The 23003-nt window shown below is 31.1% G+C and carries 23 protein-coding genes; 20 read left to right on the top strand and 3 right to left on the bottom strand.

The features are described from left to right. Positions 1–201: 201 nt before the first annotated feature. Positions 202–1203, top strand: a complete 1002-nt coding sequence (locus tag H9661_RS09135) for a right-handed parallel beta-helix repeat-containing protein (protein ID WP_191768390.1) — start codon at positions 202–204, stop codon at positions 1201–1203. Positions 1204–1291: 88 nt separating this feature from the next. Here the strand turns inward: H9661_RS09135 and nadC are convergent, their stop codons facing one another. The 3 genes from nadC to nadA are packed head-to-tail and all read right to left on the bottom strand — an operon-like array spanning position 1292 to position 4284. Then, positions 1292–2134: a carboxylating nicotinate-nucleotide diphosphorylase gene (gene nadC, locus H9661_RS09130; protein ID WP_191768387.1), complete on the bottom strand. Its 843-nt coding sequence runs from the start codon at positions 2132–2134 to the stop codon at positions 1292–1294. After that, positions 2112–3374 (bottom strand): L-aspartate oxidase, encoded by a 1263-nt coding sequence (locus H9661_RS09125; protein ID WP_341480417.1) that lies wholly within the window; start codon positions 3372–3374, stop codon positions 2112–2114. The genes nadC and H9661_RS09125 overlap by 23 nt, the downstream gene beginning before the upstream one ends. Position 3375: 1 nt before the next feature. Further along, complete coding sequence (nadA, locus tag H9661_RS09120) at positions 3376–4284, bottom strand: quinolinate synthase NadA (protein WP_143317259.1); 909 nt, start codon at positions 4282–4284, stop codon at positions 3376–3378. Positions 4285–4451: 167 nt separating this feature from the next. Between nadA and H9661_RS09115 the strand changes: the two genes are divergently transcribed. The 19 genes from H9661_RS09115 (at position 4452) to H9661_RS09025 (ending at position 22870) form a co-directional block, all read left to right on the top strand. After that, positions 4452–5036: a hypothetical protein gene (locus tag H9661_RS09115; RefSeq protein WP_191768383.1), complete on the top strand. Its 585-nt coding sequence runs from the start codon at positions 4452–4454 to the stop codon at positions 5034–5036. Positions 5037–5245: 209 nt separating this feature from the next. Next, complete coding sequence (gene ruvA / locus H9661_RS09110; RefSeq protein WP_143317263.1) at positions 5246–5857, top strand: Holliday junction branch migration protein RuvA; 612 nt, start codon at positions 5246–5248, stop codon at positions 5855–5857. Between the two features lie 13 nt (positions 5858–5870). Next, positions 5871–6902, top strand: coding sequence for a Holliday junction branch migration DNA helicase RuvB (ruvB, locus tag H9661_RS09105; protein ID WP_143317265.1), 1032 nt, complete (start codon positions 5871–5873; stop codon positions 6900–6902). 20 nt (positions 6903–6922) lie between these two features. Beyond that, positions 6923–7948: a tRNA preQ1(34) S-adenosylmethionine ribosyltransferase-isomerase QueA gene (gene queA, locus H9661_RS09100; RefSeq protein ID WP_143317267.1), complete on the top strand. Its 1026-nt coding sequence runs from the start codon at positions 6923–6925 to the stop codon at positions 7946–7948. Positions 7949–8099: 151 nt separating this feature from the next. Beyond that, complete coding sequence (gene tgt / locus H9661_RS09095) at positions 8100–9239, top strand: tRNA guanosine(34) transglycosylase Tgt (protein WP_143317269.1); 1140 nt, start codon at positions 8100–8102, stop codon at positions 9237–9239. 68 nt (positions 9240–9307) lie between these two features. Then, positions 9308–9577, top strand: coding sequence for a preprotein translocase subunit YajC (gene yajC / locus H9661_RS09090; RefSeq protein WP_143317271.1), 270 nt, complete (start codon positions 9308–9310; stop codon positions 9575–9577). Between the two features lie 50 nt (positions 9578–9627). After that, the gene (locus tag H9661_RS09085; protein WP_185966829.1) at positions 9628–9993 is read left to right on the top strand and encodes a TIGR04086 family membrane protein; all 366 of its coding nucleotides are present in this window, start codon (positions 9628–9630) and stop codon (positions 9991–9993) included. A gap of 80 nt (positions 9994–10073) precedes the next feature. Continuing rightward, positions 10074–11318, top strand: a complete 1245-nt coding sequence (gene secD / locus H9661_RS09080; RefSeq protein ID WP_143317275.1) for a protein translocase subunit SecD — start codon at positions 10074–10076, stop codon at positions 11316–11318. Between the two features lie 5 nt (positions 11319–11323). Then, entirely contained in the window at positions 11324–12190 is an 867-nt protein-coding gene (gene secF, locus H9661_RS09075; RefSeq protein ID WP_143317276.1) for a protein translocase subunit SecF, read from the top strand. 314 nt (positions 12191–12504) lie between these two features. Beyond that, positions 12505–13359, top strand: coding sequence for a DHH family phosphoesterase (locus tag H9661_RS09070; protein WP_143317278.1), 855 nt, complete (start codon positions 12505–12507; stop codon positions 13357–13359). Between the two features lie 42 nt (positions 13360–13401). After that, positions 13402–13920, top strand: a complete 519-nt coding sequence (locus H9661_RS09065) for an adenine phosphoribosyltransferase (RefSeq protein ID WP_143317280.1) — start codon at positions 13402–13404, stop codon at positions 13918–13920. Positions 13921–14217: 297 nt separating this feature from the next. Beyond that, positions 14218–16407, top strand: coding sequence for a RelA/SpoT family protein (locus H9661_RS09060; protein ID WP_143317282.1), 2190 nt, complete (start codon positions 14218–14220; stop codon positions 16405–16407). A 14-nt stretch (positions 16408–16421) separates the two neighbouring features. Next, entirely contained in the window at positions 16422–16871 is a 450-nt protein-coding gene (gene dtd / locus H9661_RS09055) for a D-aminoacyl-tRNA deacylase (RefSeq protein ID WP_143317284.1), read from the top strand. A 13-nt stretch (positions 16872–16884) separates the two neighbouring features. Continuing rightward, positions 16885–17487, top strand: a complete 603-nt coding sequence (locus H9661_RS09050; RefSeq protein WP_143317286.1) for an MBL fold metallo-hydrolase — start codon at positions 16885–16887, stop codon at positions 17485–17487. Positions 17488–17496: 9 nt separating this feature from the next. Further along, a complete protein-coding gene (locus H9661_RS09045) occupies positions 17497–18927 on the top strand; it encodes a coproporphyrinogen III oxidase (protein WP_191768381.1) in 1431 nt (476 codons plus the stop codon). Positions 18928–18947: 20 nt separating this feature from the next. Next, positions 18948–20747, top strand: coding sequence for an aspartate--tRNA ligase (aspS, locus tag H9661_RS09040; protein WP_143317338.1), 1800 nt, complete (start codon positions 18948–18950; stop codon positions 20745–20747). Between the two features lie 131 nt (positions 20748–20878). Further along, positions 20879–21574 (top strand): SanA/YdcF family protein, encoded by a 696-nt coding sequence (locus tag H9661_RS09035; protein WP_191768379.1) that lies wholly within the window; start codon positions 20879–20881, stop codon positions 21572–21574. A gap of 138 nt (positions 21575–21712) precedes the next feature. Continuing rightward, complete coding sequence (locus H9661_RS09030; RefSeq protein WP_143317291.1) at positions 21713–22081, top strand: hypothetical protein; 369 nt, start codon at positions 21713–21715, stop codon at positions 22079–22081. Between the two features lie 3 nt (positions 22082–22084). Next, positions 22085–22870, top strand: coding sequence for a hypothetical protein (locus H9661_RS09025; protein WP_191768376.1), 786 nt, complete (start codon positions 22085–22087; stop codon positions 22868–22870). The last annotated feature ends 133 nt before the right edge of the window (positions 22871–23003 follow it).

Raw genomic sequence — 23003 nt, 5'->3', positions numbered from 1 at the left:
TGTAGATATTCACACTAAATTTGGACTTTAACGACTTTTATGTAATATTGTAACATAAAATAACTAAAACTGTAAAAAATAGTTTTTAATCTAATAAAATGTATGCTATTATAATAAAAGTCAATTATATAAATATTAACTATATTAAGTAAAATCGGTCTAATTGGCTTATCATAATATAATATCTAGGGGGAAACGTAAATGAAGAAAGTAAAATTATTAGGTCTTGGAGTGGCGATGGTTTTGACATTAGCAACTACTTCAGGTCACACAGCAGCACAAGCAGCAACAGGAAGAACAATAGTTGTAAATGAAGGAGAAACATTATTAAGTAGTATAGTAGAAAGTGTACAAGCAGGAGATACCATACAAATTAATGGTACTGTAAAATCAGGAACTGTTAATGTTCCAAAAGGTGTAAATATTGTAGGAGGAACTAATGCAGTAATTGATTTTTCTTTAACTAAATTTGGACAAAAGGGATTAAATGTTTTACATGATGGATCTACAATTCAAAATTTAGAAATCTGCAATGCTGGAGACAATGGAATATTTGTTCAAGGTAATAATAATGTATTCTATGGAGTATATGTTCATGATAACAAAGATGCAGGGGTTCAAGTATCAAATGGAGGAGCAAATAACTATTTTGGATATGTATATTCCTACTATAATGCAGATCCAAAAGGAGAAAATGCAGATGGATTTGCAATAAAATTACATTCTGGAGAAGGTAATGTATTAGAAGATTGCGTTGCTGCATGTAATTCAGATGATGGATATGATTTATATGCTGCCCATGGAGCTGTAACATTTAATAGATGTAAGGCAATAAATAATGGTGAGTGGAATGGAATAAGAGGAGATGGAAATGGATTTAAAGTTGGAGGGATAGATAATAAGACTCCAGGAGTTGCAGCACATCCAGACCCTTTAAATCATATATTAACAGATTGTGAAGCATCAGGTAATACACGTAATGGATTTGATAGAAACAATCAAACAGGAGTAGTAACTATGTTAAGATGTACAGCAAATGCAAATGGAGGAGCTAATTATAGTTTCCCTCAATCAGGAACTCCATCAGCATTAGGATATAAAGTAACTTTTGGTAGAGCTATAATTGAGGATTGTGTTTCTGCCAATAATGCTAATAACAATATTAGTGGTGCTGATTTATATGGAGATTGTACTGGGTTTTAATTAAATGATTAAAATCAAGTTATCATAGTTTTTCATAATAAAATAAAGATAGCTAAATGCTAATATAATAAAAAATAGTACAAGAGGTTTATACTTCTTGTACTAAATTTTTTAGTGAAATATCTAAAACTTTAAAGGAGTGTGTTAAAGCTCCACAGGAGATGTAGTCTGCACCAGTTAAGGCATAATCTTTAATAGTATTTAGTGTTATATTTCCAGAGCATTCGGTTATAGCTCTCTTGTTTATTAACTGAACCATTTCTTTAGCTTGAGAAGGAGACATATTATCAAGCATAATGATATCAGCCTTAGCTTCTAGGGCTTCTAGCACTTCTTCCTTAGTTTCAGTTTCAACTTCAATTTTAACTGTGAAAGAAGAATTCTTTTTTGCAAGATAAACAGCTTCTTTTATACCTCCTGCTGCATCTATATGATTATCCTTTATTACAACTGAATCAGAAAGTGAAAATCTATGGTTTTTTCCACCTCCACATAAAACAGAATATTTGTCTAAATGTCTATATAAAGGAGTTGTCTTTCTTGTATCTACTATCTTGGAATGTAGACCTTCAAGTTTTTTTACATATTTGTAGGTTGTAGTAGCAATTCCACTCATTCTTTGCATCAAATTAAGAGCAATCCTTTCACCCATCAGAATATTTCTAGTATTTCCATAAACCTCAGCTATCTTGGTACCTTTTTTCACCTTATCCCCATCACTTACAGTAAATGAAACTTCTACATCTCCTAAAATTTGAAAAACTCTAGAGAAAACTTCTAAGCCGCAAATAATACCATCTTCTTTAACTATAAGAGATACTCGTCCTCTGCTTTTTTCATCTATTGTGGCATTAGTTGTTATATCGACAAAAGGCATATCTTCCTGAAAGGCTCTCTTTATAAGATCATCAACAATTAAGAAGTTTAGCATAATTTTCATCAACCCTTTCTTTTAGGAAATCAATTAATTCTTCTTTAGTTGGATAATTAACTGTGTGTGAATATAGTTCTTCGTTTATTTTTTTAGCACATCTATAGGCAAAAACAACACCTTCAAGTAGGGAATTACTAGCAAGTCTATTATTTCCATGAACTCCAGTACAAGCTGTTTCTCCTAAGGCGTATAAGTTAGTTAAATTTGTTTCACCATTTATATTAACCTTTATTCCCCCCATAGCATAGTGATGTGCAGGAGATATAGGAAGCATATCAGTATCCATTATATATCCTCGACTTAAGCATTCACTATATATAAATGGGAAGCGCTTCATTAGAAAATTTTTATCTAAATGAGTTAAATCTAGATATACGTATGGAGTATCAGGAGTTTTTGATATCTCTTTTAGTATTGCCTTTGAAACTATATCACGAGGCTTTAGAGAATCTACAAATTCTTCTCCCTTTAAGTTTCTAATGATTCCACCTTCTCCTCGTAAAGATTCTGAAAGTAATAATCTTTTGCCATTTGAATTTTTTTCATAAAGAACAGTAGGATGTAATTGAAGATAATTTATATCTTGAATAGCTACATTGTTTTTAAGGGCTATTGAAATTCCATCTCCAGTTAAGGAAGGAAAGTTTGTGGTAGAAGTAAATAATCCACCTAGGCCTCCAGTTGCAAGGATTGTAGACTTGGCATGAATTTCTAAAGTATCATCTTTAAAGCTACAAATTCCTCCGAGACAAAGCTTATCCTTTTTTATAATGTCTATAAGTCTACATTTTTCTATTACTTCTATGTTAGTCCTAGTTTCAAGTTCTTTATAAAGACTTTCCATTATATACTTACCTGTTTCATCTTTTACATGAGCAATCCTAAAGGTACTGTGACCACCTTCTCTAGTATAGCTTAATGAACCATCTTCATTTTTATCAAAAGGAACATGAAGATCAATTAATCTCTTTATATTATCTTTAGATTCTTTAACTAAGATTTCTACAGACTTTTTATTGTTCTTATAATTTCCCGCTTTAATGGTATCTTCAATATAAGGAATTATGTCATCATCATTTAAAACTGTTGAAATACCTCCTTGAGCTAAATAAGAGTTGCAGTCTCTTAAGTTTTCTTTTGTAATTAATATTATCTTCAAATTTTTGTTTAGGTTTAGAGCAGAATATACTCCTGCTACACCAGTACCAGCAATTAATACATCACAGGTTTTAATCACATTAGTCATCTCCTAATTTATGCATATTTTCTAAAGCTCTATGAGCTTTTAGTCTCATTTCTTCATCTATGATTATCTCATTAGATTCATTTAGCAAACAGTCATATAATTTTTGTAGATTTGTCATCTTCATATTAGGGCAAATCATGGAATTATTAAGAGGTAAAAATTCTTTATCTGGGTTCTTTAGTTTCATTTGATAAAGCACACCTTCTTCAGTTACAACCACAAACCCCTTTGAAGGAGAGTTAGTAGCATAATTAATTATTTCCGAAGTACTGCCTATAAAACTTGCAAGATCACGAACTTCCTTTTTACATTCAGGATGAACTAGTACTTCATAAGTTGGATGCTTTTCAGTTAATTCTGTAATATCCCAAGGTTCAACTCTCTCATGAGTTGGGCAGAAACCTTGGTATAATATAAATTTCTTGTTTGGGAAATGTTCAGCTATAAATTCACCTAAGTTTCTATCAGGTAAAAATATAATTTCTTCTTCTTTTATGTTATTCATTATTTTTAGAGCAGAAGAAGAGGTTACACAAACATCTGACACTGCTTTAATATCTAAATTTGTATTTATATAGCTAATTATTTTAGCCTTTGGATGTTCTTTTTTTAAATCTTCAAGCCTGTCTATTAAAGCCATATCAGCCATAGGGCATCTTGATTCTTCAGCAGGTAAAAGTATCTTTTTATGAGGAGATAATATTTTAGCACTTTCAGCCATAAATCTTACTCCGCAAAAAACAATAAGATTAGAGGAGGATTCTAAAGCTTTCTTACTTAAGAAATATGAATCTCCGGTAATATCAGCTATCTCTTGAATTTCAGGCCTTTGGTATAGATGAGCAAGTATAAGTGCTCCTTTTTCTTTCTTTAGTTTTTTTATTTCTTCTACTAGATTCAATTTTAACAACTCCTTGCAGATTATACAGGTGTATATACACTTGTATAAAGTTTAAGATAATAGGGAGGGTTTGTCAATTTTTTTTAGCTTTAGATTGAAAATATTAGAGGGTAGGGTTGTATATAAATTTACAAATGTGGAAAGAATCACATTAGGGAGTGATGTAAATGAGTAAAATTAAGAAATTCATTCTTTTAGGTGCAATTATTTTAACCTTGTTGTTTGTTATAAGTTATTTCGTGTTTGATAATTACTTAAATAATCAAAATCAAATAGCAGAAGAAAACAATCAAACTACTTTAGCAAAAGATAAAACAAAAGTTTTAGATGATAATTTTAAAATAACCTTATTTAAAGGTGATGTTAAAGAAAGAGAAAGTACCTTAAAAGATATGAAAAAGGAATTAGGTCTTGGAGATAATATTACAGAAGAGGCCCTACGAAAGGCTCTAGAGAATAATGGATATACTGTAGATGCAGTTTACGATAATGAGATTTCTTTTAAAAGATCTCCAGAAAGTGCTGTGGAACCTAACAAATATTATATTAGAGAATTTGATGGATATTTTGCTATTTATGGCAGTGATAAGGACGGAAATCTTTTAATTGAAAATCCTTCTACAGATATATATAATGAAAGAAAAAAATTTAAAGATTTGCCAAAAAGCGATCAAGATATTATAAATAGACTAGATTTAAAGTTTAATACAAAGGCTGAGGCAGAAGAAAAACTATCAGAGCTTATTTCGTAATATGAGCTAATAATAATTTATCTACAAATATAATAATTTTTTATCTTTATCTTAATAAAGGTTGATTTAATGGAACATAATTTCTATTAAATCAGCCTTTTCTTAATTTAACTAGTACTTTAGAAATAGTTGAAAGATTCTATGTTAAATGATAAAGTATAATAAGGATTTAATGAGAACATACTTTCACTTTTCACTGGAGGATAAAAATGTACGAGTATATAAAAGGTAAATATATAGGAATAAATAAAGACTATATAATTTTAGAGAATAATAACATTGGATATAAAATTTTTACATCAGGAGCTACAATGTCTAGCTTGCCGAAGTCTGGAGAAGAAATTATGCTTTATCTAGAGCAGATAGTAAGAGAAGATTTTATAGGTCTTTATGGTTTTGAATCTAAAGAAGAACTTGAGATGTTTAAGTTATTATTATCTATTAATGGGGTTGGAGCAAAGGCTGCATTATCTCTATTATCTATAAGTAGAGTTAATAACCTTAAGTATGCCATAATTATGGAAGATGAGAAACATATTTGTAGAGCTCCTGGCATTGGAAAGAAAACTGCTGGAAGAATCATATTAGAACTTAAGGATAAGCTTAAGAAAGAAGATATGGCAGTTAATAAGGATGAAAACGGAACTAACATGGACTTAGATAGCGATATAGAATATAGAGCAAACTTAAGTGAAGTTCTAGGAGCATTGCTTGCTTTAGGCTATAGCGAAAAAGAAGCTGAGGCTGCTATAAGTAAGGCAAATAAAGAAGATACAGTAGAGAACATTATTAAGAACTGTTTAAAGATATTAATGGGATAGGAGGTTATATTTTATGGAAAGAATCATTACTTCTAGAGAAATAGAGGAGGATTCTAATGGAGAATTAAGTTTAAGACCTCAAAAGATTAGTGAATATATAGGACAGGACAAAGTAAAGGAAAGACTAGATATCTTTATTAAGGCTGCACAAAAAAGAGAAGAGGCACTAGACCATGTGCTTTTATATGGACCACCAGGACTTGGTAAAACAACTTTAGCTAATATCATAGCTAAGGAGATGGGTGGAGATTTAAAGGTAACTTCAGGGCCTGCCATAGAGAGAGCTGGAGATTTAGCAGCTATTTTAACAACCCTTAAAGATAACGATGTCTTATTTATAGATGAGATACATAGACTTAATAGAAGTGTAGAGGAAATACTTTATCCTGCTATGGAAGATTATGCATTAGATATAGTTATAGGAAAAGGTGCAGCGGCAAAATCCATAAGATTAGATCTTCCAGCCTTTACTTTAATAGGTGCAACTACTAGAATAGGAATGTTAACAGCACCTCTTAGAGACAGATTTGGAGTTATGTGTGCTATGGAATATTATACAGTTGAGCAGCTTAAAGAAATAGTTGTTAGAAGTGCCATAGTGCTTGGATGTAACATAACAGAAGAAGGGGCTATTGAAATTGCAAGAAGGTCAAGAGGGACTCCAAGAATAGCAAATAGGCTTCTTAAAAGGGTAAGAGATTATTCCGAAGTATATTCAGAAGGATTAATTAGCTTAAATGAAGCAAGAAAAGCATTGGAGCTTCTAGAAGTTGATGATAAAGGCTTTGATAGAGTAGATAATAAGATATTAGAAGCTATTATAGATAACTTTAATGGAGGTCCTGTAGGTATAGAAACATTATCATATTTTATAGGTGAAGAGCTTGGAACTCTTGAAGATGTATATGAACCATATCTTCTTCAAGGAGGGTATATAATTAGAACTCCAAGGGGAAGGGTTGCTTCAGAGAAAGCCTATAAGCATTTAGGTAGAGATATGAAGAAGAAAAAAAATAATGGAGAACAAGGAAGTTTTTTTAAGTAGTTAGGAGACGTGAAGATATAATGAAGGTAACTGATTTTGATTTCCATCTTCCAGAGGAGCTTATAGCACAACACCCTCTAGAAAAGAGAGATCAGTCAAGATTAATGGTTTTAGATAAGAATACTGGAGAGATAGAACATAAAAAGTTTTATGATATTATAGATTACCTTGAAAAGGGTGATACCTTAGTATTGAATAATACTAGAGTTATGCCAGCAAGACTTATTGGAGAAAAGGAAAATACAGGTGGGAAGATAGAATTCCTTTTATTAAAGAGAATAGAAGGAGACAAGTGGGAGTCTTTAGCTAAGCCTGGTAAAAGTGCAAGGGTTGGAAGAAGATTTACCTTTGGAGAAGGAAAGCTTAAGGCAGAAGTTATTGAAGTTTTAGAAAATGGTAATAGAATTATTGAATTTGAATATGAAGGTATCTTTGAAGAAGTATTAGATTCCCTTGGGGAAATGCCACTTCCACCATATATTCATGAAAGACTAGAAGATAAGGAAAGATATCAGACAGTTTATTCAAAGGAAGAAGGTTCAGCAGCGGCGCCTACAGCTGGCTTACACTTTACAAAGGAATTATTAAAGAAGATAGAAGATAAAGGTATAAATATAACATATGTAACTTTGCATGTGGGACTTGGGACTTTTAGACCTGTAAAGGTAGAAACTATTGAAGATCATGATATGCATTCAGAATTTTATACATTGTCTAAGGAAACAGCAGAAATCATCAATGAAACAAAAAGAAGAGGTAATAGGATTATTTCTGTAGGAACTACTTCTACAAGAACCTTAGAAACTATAGGTGATGAAAATGGATTTGTAAAGGAACAAAGTGGATGGACAAATATATTTATCTATCCTGGATATAAGTTTAAGGTTGTAGATAATCTTATAACAAACTTCCATTTACCAGAATCAACTCTTATTATGTTAGTTTCCACTCTTGCAGGAAGGGAACATGTAATGAATGCCTATGAAGAAGCAGTAAAAGAAAGATATAGATTCTTCTCCTTTGGAGATGCTATGTTTATAAAGTGAAACTTTTTATGTGGAGTTTTAACTCCAGATGAATTTAGTTGAACCTATCCAGGAGCGTGCAGCTGTTATCTCCCCTTTGAAGAAAGGGAGTATTACAGATGCTAGCTATCGGATAAAGTAACTACATGAGATATATTAAGGAGTGAAATAATTGTCTAAAAGATATACATTATTAAAGAAAGACGGTAAGGCAAGAAGAGGTAGATTTGTAACACCTCATGGAACGATAGAGACACCAGTATTTATGAATGTTGGAACGCTAGCAGCTATAAAAGGTGCAGTTTCTTCAATGGATTTAAAAGAAATAGGATGTCAAGTGGAATTATCTAATACATATCACCTTCATTTAAGACCATCAGATAAGGTTGTAGCTAACATGGGAGGGCTTCATGAATTTATGAATTGGGATAGACCAATTCTTACAGATTCAGGTGGATTCCAAGTGTTTTCCCTTGCTGGAATTAGAAAAATAAAGGAAGAGGGAGTTTACTTTAATTCACATATAGATGGAAAGAGAATATTTATGGGACCAGAAGAGTCAATGCAAATTCAAAGTAATTTAGCGTCTACAATAGCTATGGCCTTTGATGAATGTATTCCAAACCCATCAACAAGAGAATATGTATTAGACTCAGTAGCTAGAACTACAAGATGGCTTGAAAGATGTAAAACAGAAATGGACAGATTAAATTCTCTACCAGATACTATAAATAACGAACAGATGTTATTTGGTATTAATCAAGGTGGAACTTATGATGATATAAGAATAGAGCATGCTAAGACTATAACTAAGATGGATCTTGATGGGTATGCTATTGGTGGTCTTGCAGTTGGAGAAAGCCACGAAGATATGTATAGAATTATAGATTCTGTTGTGCCACATCTTCCTGAGGATAAACCTATATATTTAATGGGGGTTGGTACTCCAACTAATATACTTGAAGCGGTTGATAGAGGTGTAGACTTCTTTGATTGCGTACTTCCAGCTAGAAACGGCAGACATGGTCAGGTATTTACTAAAGATGGAAAGATAAACTTAATGAACTCAAAATTTGAGCTTGATAAGAGACCTATAGATGAAGGGTGTCAGTGTCCAACATGTAAGAGTTATACTAGAGGATATATAAGACACTTATTTAAAGCAAAAGAAATGCTTGCTATGAGATTATGCGTGCTTCATAACTTATATTTCTATAATAAACTTATGGAAGATATAAGAGCAGCTATAGATGGTGACTATTTCAAAGAATTTAAAGAGCAAAAGCTTAAAGAGTGGAACGGAAAAGCTTAGTATTGACAATGCTAAGGATTAAAGGTACACTACAAAATAAATAACAATATAGGAAGGAAGTTCAATATATGGAACAAATACTTACATTTGCACCTTACTTAATAATAATAGCGGTGTTTTATTTAGTTTTCTTAGTACCAGAGAAGAAGAGAAAAAAACAATATGATAGTATGCTTGAAGGACTAAAGGTTAATGATGAAATTATGACAAGAGGCGGAATAATAGGTAAAATTATTTCTCTTGATAATGATAATATGGTTTTAGAATCAGGGCCAGATAGGGTTAGACTTAAGTTTTCAAGAAATGCAATTGCAAATAAAATTTATAAAGAAGATTAGAATAGTACCTCTTAATACTACATAAGATTAAGTATTAGGGGGTGTTTTCTTTGAATACTAGGTTTATAAAAAATATCATAAAAGGTTCTTTTTTGTCTTCCGTATTATGTATTATATTGATTTTTTTGCTATCTCTTGTTATGATTAAAGTAGATTTTGCCAAAAATATATATAATATAATCTATAATGTTATAACGTTAACATCTTTAGTAATAGGAGGGGTTATTACAGCGAAGGTTAACGAAAGAAAGGGATGGTTATCTGGGGGAATAGTTGGAATTATATTTTTTATATTGATGTTTATATTTTCATCAATATTTAAAGGTAACTGGGATATGGGAACAGGAGAGCAATACAGATTACTAGTTTATGCTATAACTGGAACAATTGCGGGGATATTAGGTGTAAATATGTAAAACACCTTTATTCTAAAAGTACCATATGCTATAATTAATACATTGCGAAAATAAAGACTCTAGTACTGAGGAGGAGAAAGATGAAGACAAAAGGGAAGAGTTCAGTATTATTTATACTATGCACAATTGCCATTATAGCCTTTGCCTTTATAGGATTTAATGGATTAGAAATAGGCGGTTGGAAAGTTAAGTCATTTAATGACACAATTACAAAAGGTTTAGATCTACAAGGTGGAGTTTCTGTTACTATGGAAATTCAAGATGAAAATGTATCTAAGTCAGATCTAGAAAAAACAAAGCAACAATTAGAACTTAGAGTTAACAAGATAGGGGTATCTGAAACAGTAGTTTCTACTGAAGGCGATAGAAGAATAAGAGTAGAGATTCCTGGAAAATATGATTCAGCTGGAATTGTTGATGATTTAAGTAAAACTGGTCAATTAACATTTAAGTCACCAGAAGGAGAAGTTCTTTTAACAGGGCAAGATGTTGAAAAGGCATCAGTTACTTCTAATCCGGAAACAGGGTCACCAGAAGTATCACTTGAATTAACTTCAGAGGGACAACCAAAGTTCGCAGCAGCTACTGAGAAATATATTGGTAAGCAAATATCTATTAATATGGATGAACAACAATTAAGTAATCCAAGAGTTGATTCAGTAATCACTCAAGGAAAAGCTTCAATAACAGGTCAATCATCATTAGAAGAAGCAAAGAAATTAGCAGGACTTATTAATGCAGGAGCACTTCCTGTTACAGTTAAAGCAGCATCTGTAGAAACAGTTGGTGCAGATCTTGGAGCTACTGCTTTTCCAAATGCTATAAAGGCTGGAATAATAGGTATAGGTTTAGTATATTTATTTATGATAGCATTCTATAGAAGACTTGGAGTTATATCAGCTATAACAATGACATTCTACATTGCAATGACTTTACTTATTTTTGGTGAAGTTGGAGCAGCATTAACATTGCCAGGAATTGCAGCTTTCTTACTTACTATTGGTGTGGCAGTTGATGCCAATGTACTTATGTTCGAAAGAATAAGAGAAGAACTGAAGAAGGGAATCTCACCTAAAGCTGCAGTAAAGAAAGGTTTTGATGAAGCTTTATCTTCAATTGTAGACTCAAATGTTACAACAATAATCGCATCATTAGTACTTTATTTCTTTGGAACTGGTTCGGTAAAAGGATTTGCTGTAACCTTGATGATAGGTGTTTTAGTAAGTTTATTTACAGCTTTAGTTATAACTAGATTTATGATGAATAGAGCAGTAGATGCAGGCTTATTAAGCAAACTATCTCATTTTAGAGTGAAGAGGGGGTAGAGTTTATGCTTAAGATAATAGAAAAAACAAAGATATGGTTCGCTTTATCACTTACTGTAATATTAATTGGTATAGGATTTATGGTTTTCAGAGGATTGAATTTTGGTATAGACTTTAAAGGTGGTACTGAAATATTAATCCAAATGAAGGATGATTTTAATAAACAAGAAGCAGATGATATAGCTAAAAAATATACAGAGGATTTAGTATCTAATGTTGTAGATGGAAACAAGTATAAAGTTAAATCTAGTAATCTAGATAGTCAACATGTTAGTGATCTTGTTAATGAACTTAAAGAAAAGTACGAACTTGATGATAATCCACTAGTATCACAAAATGAAATTGGAGCTTCTGTTGGTAACGACCTTAAGAAAAACTCATTTATATCATTAAGTATCGCTTTAGTAGCTATGCTTATATACATAGCTATAAGATTTGAATTTAAATTTGGTATAGCATCAGTAATAGCTTTGGCTCATGACGTTTTAGTAACATTAAGTGTTTATGCAATTTTTGATATTCAAATAAATACACCATTTATTGCAGCAATGCTAACTATTGTTGGTTACTCTATGAATGATACCATAGTTATATTTGATAGAATTAGAGAAATTTCTAGAGGAAATAGAAGAAAAGATGTAGTTGAAATAGCCGATGTAAGTTTGACACAAACTATTGAAAGATCAATAAATACAACTTTAGCTACATTACTTACTATTATAGCTATAAATATATTAGTACCTTCAGTTAGGGATTTTGCTTTCCCATTAGTTGTAGGTATAGCAACTGGAGCATATTCATCAATCTTTATAGCATCACCAGTTTGGGTAATCTTAAAGAAAAAGATGAAACGTAAAGTTGTAGCAGAATAAACAAGATTTAAAAGAGTAGATATAATATCTGCTCTTTTTTTGTTTAAAAAGAATATAAACTTTCTTTCTCTTTGTTAAGTTATTTATCTCATTTAAATAATAAAAATATCTAAAAAAACTATATAATAAGGAATAGTATAAAATAGTAGTAAAAAATGAAAAAATAGGAATACTATATATAGACAGAGTGTGAGGGAAAAACACAATAAATAGTATATTGTGAAATTTGTTTTCAAAACCCATGAAAATCGTTTGCTATTATAGACAATATACACTATAATAAAGATGTTTTCTTATTTATGGAGGAGTAAGTAATGCGTAAATTTTGGGAGAGTATTTATTGTCCTAACTACATAACTGGATATAATCCCTTTTTACTTAGACATATGAATGAAGCTGTTGAGAAGCTAGTCTACGCAATAAATAATAGAAAAAAAATAGTCGTTTATGGAACTTCCTCAGTAGATGCTATATGTGCTGTAGCATCACTAAGTTTGATTTTAAGGTATTTAAATGCAGATGTTGAATATCTTATTCATGAAGGAGGGGAAATGCGTAAGTCAGTTGATTGTAATGATATACGAGAAGGTGTGGATTTTTTAGGAGCTGACCTATTGATAACTTTAGGAGTAGATTTGAGATCGCAAAAAGAAGAAAAGCTTTGCCGCGATTTAAACATAGATCTAATTGTAGTAGAGAATAAAAAAACAGTTAGAGAAAGAAATTATGTCTATATTAACCCTAGACAAAAGGGATGCGGATACAGGTATAAAAACCTGTCTTTAAGTGCGCTAACTTTTAAATTAATGCAGGCGATTGCAATCTATTACAATATGAAAAATATTAACAAATATTTAGATTTAATACTTATAGGTGGACAATGTGCTAAAGTTAGTTTAAGGGGAGAAAATGGAGTAATATTTAAAGAAGGTAAGAAGTTTTTAGTTAATACAAATAATCATGGATTAAGGGCAATAATTAATTTGGATCAGATAAATGAGCTAAATGATGATGATATTGTTAATATTATAGAACTTATCACTCCAACTATGAATACAGTAGGGGTTGTTAATAATGCAAGAATAGTTCTTGAATTATTAACTACTGGGGATGAGTATAGAGCTAAACAGATAGTAAAATACTTAAATAAGTTAAAAGTACCTGTTTAAGTGGTACAATTATAATATAATATTTATTTTGGAGGAGTAAATATGAATTTAAAAGATAAGATTAGAGTGATTGAAGACTTTCCAAAGGAAGGAATAAGTTTTAAGGACATAACTACATTAATAGGTGATGGAGAAGCATTTAAGGCTTCAATAGATGAAATAGTGAATCATTTAAAGGATAAAAATGTAGATTTAATAGTTGGACCAGAAGCAAGAGGCTTTATTTTTGGAGTACCGGTTGCATATGCATTAGGAGTTGGATTTGTACCAGTTAGAAAAAAGGGTAAGCTTCCAGGTGAAACTGTATCAGTAGATTACGGATTAGAATATGGTACAGATACTTTAGAAATTCATAAAGATGCAATTAAAAAAGGACAAAAAGTTGCTATAGTAGATGATTTATTAGCAACAGGCGGTACTATAGAAGCAGTTGCTAGATTAGTAGAAAGTGTTGGAGGAGAAGTAGTATCACTTGACTTTGCTATAGAATTAACAGAGTTAAAGGGAAGAGACAAGTTAGAAGGGTATGATATTCTTTCTCTAGTTGATTACGAAGTTTAATATAAAAGTGTAAAAGAAACTCTTCTTGAATTGCCTGTTTATTTGACAGGACAGTTCATTATGGGTTTCTTTTTTTATCTAGAAATATTTAGAAAGTCTGCGGAATTTCAATCTTTAATTCAAAATTTTAAATTCTAAATTTGTAGATTGAATATATTTCTGTAGAAACTAATAGATGTAAATTAAAAGAAACATTGTTGAAAATAGAAAAATAATAATATATAATATTCTTTAAGGTGGCTGGTTTAACAACCAGCCTTTGATTTTAGAAATATATGTTTAGGAGAGATTATCCTTATGATAGAAACCTTGCTAAAAAAAATAGAAGATAATTGTGTTAATGTTGATATTGAAATAATAAAGAAAGCTTATAATTTTGCCGAGGATGCCCATAAGGAACAAAGGCGAGAATCAGGTGAACCTTATATAGTACATCCAATAGATGTTGCTGAAATTCTAGCAGAGCTTGGTATGGATACTAGTACTATAGCAGCAGGGCTTTTGCATGATGTTTTGGAAGATACTCCTTGCAGCTTTAAAGAGATGTCTGAAATATTCAATGAAGAAATAGCTACTTTGGTAGATGGAGTAACTAAGCTTGGAAAATTTGAATATAAGACTAAAGAAGAACAACAAGCTGATAATGTGCGAAAAATGCTTTTAGCAATGGCAAAGGATATAAGAGTAATTATTATTAAACTTGCTGATAGATTACACAACTTAAGAACATTAAAGTTTGTACCAAAGGAAAAACAAAAATTAAAGGCTAAGGAAACTTTAGATATTTATGCGCCTTTAGCTCATAGATTAGGTATGTCTAAGATTAAATGGGAGCTTGAAGATTTAGCTTTTAGATATTTACATGAAGAAGAGTATTATACCTTAGTTCATGATATAGCAGAAAAGAGAGTTGAAAGAGAAAGCTATATTTCAGGGATTATTGATGAAATAAAAAAGAGTTTAGAGGATTCTGGAATAGATTGTGATATAGATGGAAGGCCAAAACATTTTTATAGCATATATAGAAAGATGGTTAATAAAAATAAGAGCCTTGAACAAATTTTTGATTTAACTGCCATAAGAATTTTAGTTAATTCAGTTAAGGATTGTTATGGAGTTTTAGGAATTGTACATACTATTTATAAACCAATACCAGGTAGATTTAAAGACTATATAGCTATGCCTAAACCTAATATGTATCAATCATTACATACTACAGTTATCGGAGCACAAGGAAAAACCTTTGAAATCCAGATAAGAACTTTCGATATGCATAAAACAGCTGAATATGGTATTGCTGCTCACTGGAAGTATAAAGAAGGTAATGATTCAGTTGAAGATAAAGAAAAGAATTTTGAGCAAAAGTTAGTTTGGCTTAGAGATATGCTAGAGTGGCAGAAAGAAACTTCCGACGCAGAAGAGTTTATGGAAGGTTTTAAGATAGATCTTTTCTCTGATGAGATATTTGTCTTTACCCCAAAGGGCGTTGTTATTAATTTATCTAGTGGTTCAACACCTATTGATTTTGCATATAGAATACATACTGATGTAGGTAATAAATGTGTTGGAGCAAAGGTCAATGGAAAGATAGTGCCTCTTGATTATCAGCTAAAAACAGGTGAGATAGTTGAAATAATTACTTCATCATCATCAAAAGGGCCAAGTATGAACTGGCTTAGTATAGCTAAGAGTAATCAAGCAAAGAGCAAAATTAGAAATTGGTTTAAAAAGGCTAAAAAAGATGAAAATATTAATAGAGGTAAAGAACTATTAGAAAAAGAACTTAAGAAACAATCAGTTACTTTTGCAGCCATTGCAAAGGGTGAAGCTTATGAAAGAGTTCAAAAGAGATATAACATACATAATATGGAAGACCTTTATTCAAGTATAGGACTTGGAAATATTAATGCATCTAATATAGTAGCTAGATTAAAGGAAGAAACCATAGCTGAGAAGGAGAAAATTTCTCCAGAGGCCGAGAATAGATACATAGAAGAACAGATTGCAAAGGGAGAAAGAAGTGCAAAGAACATTAAAGATTACGGAATAACAGTTAAAGGTGAAAGTAATCTAATGGTTAGATTTGCAAGATGCTGTAACCCAGTTCCAGGGGATGAAATACAGGGATATATAACAAAGGGAAGAGGAGTTTCTGTTCATAGAACTGACTGTAGCAATTTACAATCATTAATAGCTTATGATCCTAACAAAGTATTAGAAGTTAATTGGGGAACAGCTAAGGGAGCTTCTTATATTGCAGAAATAAGGGTAAAGGCTGAAGATAGAAAAGGAATATTATCAGATATAACTATGGTTATTACAGATTCTAACCTTTATTTAAATTCCTTCAATGCTAATTCTTCAAAAGGAAATGAAGCTATTATAAGCATAAAAGTAAAAATAGATTCAGTGGAACAATTAAAGGAACTTATGAAGAAGATAAGAAGACTTCAAGGTGTTACTGATGTATTTAGAATGAACAGTTAAAGGATGTGTAGAGGTTGAGGGCTATAGTTCAAAGGGTAAACTCATCAAGAGTTACTGTAAATGAAGAAATAATTGGTGAAATTTCTAAGGGCTTTAATGTGCTAATTGGAATTTCAAAGGATGATAATGAAGATGATATTAAATATATAAGTGAAAAAATCCTTGGACTTAGGGTTTTTGAAGATGAAGATGATAAGATGAATCTTTCTATACAAGATGTAAAGGGTGAACTACTTATTATTTCACAGTTCACCCTATATGGTGATTGTAGAAAAGGAAGAAGACCTAATTTCATGAATGCTATGGGTGGAGATGAAGCTCGTGAGCTTTATGAAAAATTACTAGATACTTTTAAAAAGTCAGGTCTTAAGGTGGAATGCGGAGAGTTTGGAGCTCATATGATAGTGGATATAGTTAATGATGGACCAGTAACTATCATGCTAGATAGTAAAAAAGAATTTTAAAAGAGGTGCTAATATGATAATTAAAACTTTAGTAATTGGAGCAATTCAGGAAAATTGCTATATAGTAATAGATGAAGAAACAATGGAAGCTGTAATCTTAGACCCAGGTGGCAATGGGCCTGAAATATCAAAGGTTGCAGATGATTTAGGTGCTAAGGTAAAATATGTACTTTTAACGCATGGACATTTTGATCATGTAGGTGCAGTTGAATATTTAGCTGACAAATACAAAGTACCTTTTTATATAAATGAAAAAGATGAAGATGCTATAGAAAATGATACAACATCAGTATTTGGACCATTAAGAAAAGCAGATGGTCATCTTAGTGAAGGAGATACAATATCTTTTGGAAAAACATCAGCTAAGGTTATTACTACACCAGGACATACCCCAGGAGGAGTTTGTTTCTTAATTGAGGATAAACTATTTACAGGAGATACTCTATTTCAAGGAGCTGTTGGTAGAACAGACTTCCCAGGTGGAAATTTCGAAGATTTAATATCAGGAATTAAAACTAAATTACTAATATTAGATGATGGAGTGGAAGTTTATCCTGGACATGGAGGAAGTTCTACAATAGGTTACGAAAAGATGAGAAATCCTTTTTTAGATTAAGGAGAGAAGATGGAAAGAAATATAAAGTTAAATGACTTTAAATATAGATATGATGTATATCAAATGTTTAATATATATTTCCCTTTAGATGAAATAAAATTTTCAGAGCTAGAGGGAGATTATCATGTAAATATAGATTCTAGTAAGGTTACCTTTGATTATATGAATTATCATAATGAAGCTGTATTTAGTGAAGATGAACATATAAAGGAAACTATTAAAAAAGTTATATTTGAAGTTTTGAAAGAAATTACAAGTGAAACTTACCCTTGGGGAACTTTAGTTGGCATAAGACCTTCAAAAATAGCTTTAAAGCTTTTAAGAGGAGGGAAAACAGAAGAAGAAGTTAAGAAAATTTTCTATAAAGAACATTTTACTCAAGGAGAAAAAGCAAAGCTTTGCATAGATGTAGCAAAGTTTGAAGATAGATTTGTAAATAAGGATGAGAAAACTATATCGATTTACATAGGAATGGCATTTTGTCCAACTAGATGTCTTTATTGTTCCTTTGCATCGAACCCTATAGGTGGAAATAAAAAATTAGTTTCCCCATATTTAGATGCCTTAAGTTTTGAGATAGAAGAAATACGTAAGTATATTAATGAAAAGGCTTTAAAAGTGGAGACTGTCTACTTTGGTGGAGGAACACCAACTTCAATAGATGAAGAAGAATTTGAAAATATTATGAATAAGATATATAATTCCTTTGTAGACAAAAGAGATTTAAAGGAATTTACTGTAGAATGTGGCAGACCAGATTCTATAACTCTAAAAAAGCTAGAAACTATGAAAAAATATAATGTTTCTAGAATTAGTATAAACCCTCAAACTATGAATGATAAGACTCTAGCCTTAATTGGAAGAAATCATACCTCAGATGATGTAATAGAAAAGTTTAACATGGCAAAATCTTTAGGCTTTGAAGACATTAATATGGATATGATAATAGGGCTTCCAGGTGAAGGTTTAGAGGAAGCTAAGCATACTGCTGAAGAGATTAAAAAACTTTCACCTGATAGCTTAACAGTTCATGGATTATCTTTAAAGAGAGGTTCTATAATGTATGAGAACTTTATCTTAAAGAAAGGCTTAGGTCTTAAAACCCAAGATGAAGTGTTAAAAATGTATGATGAAAGTAAGAATTTAGCAAAGTCTTTAGATTTAAAGCCATATTATATGTATAGACAAAAAAATATGGTTGGAAATATGGAGAATTTAGGGTATGCTAAAGAAGGCAAGGAATGTATTTATAATATGCAGATGATAGAAGATAAACAAACTATTATCGCATTAGGTGCAGATGCTGTTACAAAGGTTGTATTCTTAAAGGATAATAAGATAGAGCGCTTTGGAAATGTAAAAGATGTTCGAGAATATGTTAAAAGAATTGAAGAAATGGTAGAAGGTAAGAAAGAATTGCTTGATACTTTATATTCTTAAATAAGAAAGGAATGACTAAAATGGGAGAAGCTTTAGGTGGCTTAAAGAGAAGTATGTACTGTGGAGAACCTAGAGAAAGCCATGTAGGAAGTAAAATTACTCTTATGGGATGGGTTCAAAGAAATAGAAAATTAGGGGGACTTAATTTTATAGATCTTAGAGATAGAGAAGGCATAATGCAAGTAGTATTTGGTGAAGAAATTAATGCAGAAGCTTTTGAAAAGGCTAAAGCTGTAAAGCCAGAATACTGTATAGCTGTTATTGGAGAAGTTGTAAAACGTGAAGCTCCAAATGAAAGCATGCCAACTGGTATGGTTGAGTTAAAATGTGAAAGCATAAAGATACTTTCAGAATCAGATACTCCACCTATATACATAAAGGAAGGATTAGATGCATCTGAACAAGTAAGATTAAAGCATAGATATCTTGATTTAAGAAGACCAGATATGCAAAAAATCTTTATGATAAGAAATAGAGCATCTAAGGCTGTACGTGACTTTTTAGATACTAATGGATTCTTGGAAGTGGAAACTCCAATCCTAACTAAGTCTACACCAGAAGGAGCAAGAGATTATCTAGTGCCTTCAAGAAATTACCCAGGGATGTTCTATGCTCTTCCTCAATCACCACAAATATTTAAACAATTATTAATGGTATCAGGGTTTGATAAATACTATCAAATTACAAAATGTTTTAGAGATGAAGATTTAAGAGCTAATAGACAACCAGAATTTACTCAAGTTGATTTAGAAATGAGTTTTGTGGAAGAAGAAGATGTAATAGGAATTAACGAAAAGTTAATAGCTCACGTATTTAAAGAAGTTTTAGGTCATGAAGTTAAGCTTCCTATTCCTAGAATGACTTATAAAGATGCTATGGAAAAGTATGGATCAGATAAACCAGATATAAGATTTGGTATGGAAATTACTGATTTAACAGAAGAAGTTAAAGATGTTGATTTTATGGTATTTAAATCTGCTTTAGAAGCTAAGGGTTCAGTTAGAGCGCTATGCTTAAAGGGTGGAGCTTCTATGGGTAGAAAAGATATAGATAGATTAGGTGAATTTGTAAAAGGATATAAGGCAAAGGGATTAGCTTATATTCAACTTAAAGAAGAAGGAATAAAATCACCTATAGCTAAGTTCTTAAATGATGATGATATGAACAGAATAATATCTAAAATGGGAGCAGAGACTGGAGATTTAATACTTATAGTTGCAGATAAAAATTCAGTAGTTTTCCAAAGCCTAGGAGCATTAAGATTAGAACTTGCTAAGAAATATGATTTAATAAAAGATAAGAGTGAATTTAAGTTTACTTGGGTTACAGAATTCCCATTATTTGAATATAGCGAAGAAGAAGAAAGATATACAGCTTGCCACCATCCATTTACAGCACCAATGGATGAGGATTTAGATATGATTGAATCTGATCCAGGTAAGGTTAGATCAAAGGCTTATGACCTAGTTTTAAACGGTGAAGAATTAGGTGGAGGTTCTATTAGAATACACAATATGGAACTTCAAGAAAGAATGTTTAAGGCATTAGGTTTTACTCAGGAAGAAGCTTGGGAAAGATTTGGATTCCTACTTGAGGCATTTAAATTTGGACCACCACCACATGGAGGATTAGCATTTGGTCTTGATAGAATGATAATGTTCTTAGCTGGAACAGATAATATTAAAGATGTTATAGCATTCCCTAAAAATCAAAACGCTTATTGCTATTTAAGTGAAGCTCCAAATATAGTTGATGAAAAGCAACTTTCTGAACTTGGAATTAAGATTGATGTTAAGAAAGAAGAAAAAATAGAAGAATAAAAACATTGAAAGTTCTGATTTAGTCTTAATAAGATTAATCAGAACTTTTTTTAAATTAATAAATATATAATTCTTTTACAAGTTACTTAAAGTATAATATTAGAAAAATGTACTAAATGAGGGTAGGGCGTATGAAAAAGAGAAAATTTATAAGGGTACTTAAGAAGGTTATAATAGCTTTATTAGTTTTAACTAGTGTAGCTGTTATTGCAGGTATATTTATTGTTTCAAAAGTACAAAAAGATGGAGCAGCAAGAATAGTTTCTTTAGAGGATATTCCAAAGGATGTAGATGCTATAATAGTACTTGGAGCAGGGGTTAAAGCTGATGGTAGTCCATGCGATATGCTTGTAGATAGGTTAAAGACTTCAATAGAAGTTTATAAAGAAAGTAATAATAGCAAATTACTTTTATCAGGAGATCACAGCAGACAAAATTATAATGAAGTAGGAACTATGAAAAAGTTTGTACAAGATAATATTAAAATAAATGATTCAAAAATTTTCTTAGATCATGCTGGATTTTCTACTTACGAAAGTATGTATAGAGCAAAGGAAATTTTTAAGGTGAAGAAAGCCATTATAGTAACAAATGAATATCATCTTCCTAGAGCATTATATATAGCTAAAAGCTTAGGAATAGATGCATATGGAGTTAAATCAGATATAAGAAACTATAAGGGGATAGAGGTTTATAGGCAAAGGGAAAAGTTAGCTCAATTGAAGGACTTCTTCTATGCCCTAATAAAACCTGAACCAACCTTTTTAGGTGAAGAAATACCTGTAAGTACTTCAGATGGCAGAGTTACAGAGGATAAAACTTCATAAAATATAAATGACCTAAGGCAAGTACTTGGGTCATTTTTCTTTTGTAGTAATTTATGGTTGTTAGGTAAAAAAGTGTTAAGGTTGTGCTTTTGTATACGATAATAAAATAAGAATAATATGAAAGGGGGAACTAATAAAATGACAGATAATATTCGTTTTGTACTAAATAAAGAAATTGAAAGAGGACATAGTAGAATTAAAAAAACTACAGCCATAACTCCAGCAGTTAACGACGGAAGAAAAAATGATTCTAACAAGAAAAAGAAGAGCTTTAAGAATGCTCTACAAGAGATACGAAAAGAGAATGAAGACATTAAGAGAGATAACGGTGAAGATTATGATGAGGACATTATTGTATCTTCTAGTCTAACTTCTTTAATTAAGGAAAATAACACGGTTGGACGTATAGTTAGAGAAAAGATTATAAATTGTCCTAGAATAAATAGTATACTAAATGAAAAGTTTGAGAGAAATAGTGAACCCTTAGATAGAGTGAAAAGGGGTTAAAAAATGAAAATCGATAGTTCAAATGTTAGACTTAGCTTTACTGGTAACGATGGAAATACTAAGAGTAAATCAAAAACTGATGACAAAAACAAATCAAGTTTAAAGGTTGATTCAGAAGCAATTAAGCAAAAGAGAAATGAAAATAGACTTAAATTTATAAGTGATCTTGAAAAGATGAAGGAAGAATATAAGAAGAAAAAGGAAGAAATAGAGCATGCAAACTTAACTGCAGAGCAAAAGAAAGCTAGACTTAAAGATATAAATGGTAAGATTAAGGATGTTCAGACACAGATTGATCAAATTAAAGCTCAAATGAAACAAGAAAAAATTGATGAGCAAAAGGAAAAGCTAGAAAAGAAAAAGGCTGAAGAAGAAAAAAACAGTCCTAATAATAAAAAGGGCGATGTTACAAAGGATGGAGTTGTTATTTCGAGAAGTCTTTATGATTTAATTAATCTTAGTGCTTCTGAAAGACAAATTCATAGTTTAAGACAAATTAAAGCTCAGGAAAAGATAGAATCAAATTATTTGGGAAATAATCCAAGTGAAAAGTCATTTACACATAAAAGAGCTGAACAGATTACTGCTAGCGCAGCAAGGATTGATGCAAATATCAATAGCAAAATAAGTGAGATGGCTAAAGTGGCTAAAAAGCATGTAGATGATGATAGTGAAGTTAGTTCAAGTAAAGAAGGCAGTGATGAAAATAAAGCTGTTACAGGTAAGTATGCAGAAAAAGCTAATGAAAAAGAACTTCAAAAAATGAATGGAAATGAAAGCGCAGAATAATAGTAAAAAAACTGGAGAAATCCAGTTTTTTTGTTGGTATAAACTAAAATTATGTTATTTAAGTACATAAATAATATAGGTAAAGATATTATTTTAATATTTTATTAGTTAATTTAATGAAAAAATTTACAAA

This window comes from Clostridium cibarium, assembly GCF_014836335.1.
Taxonomy (GTDB): Bacteria; Bacillota; Clostridia; order Clostridiales; family Clostridiaceae; genus Clostridium; species Clostridium cibarium.
The sequence above is the reverse complement of the archived record's forward strand: the minus strand, read 5'-3'. Positions and strand labels throughout refer to the sequence as shown.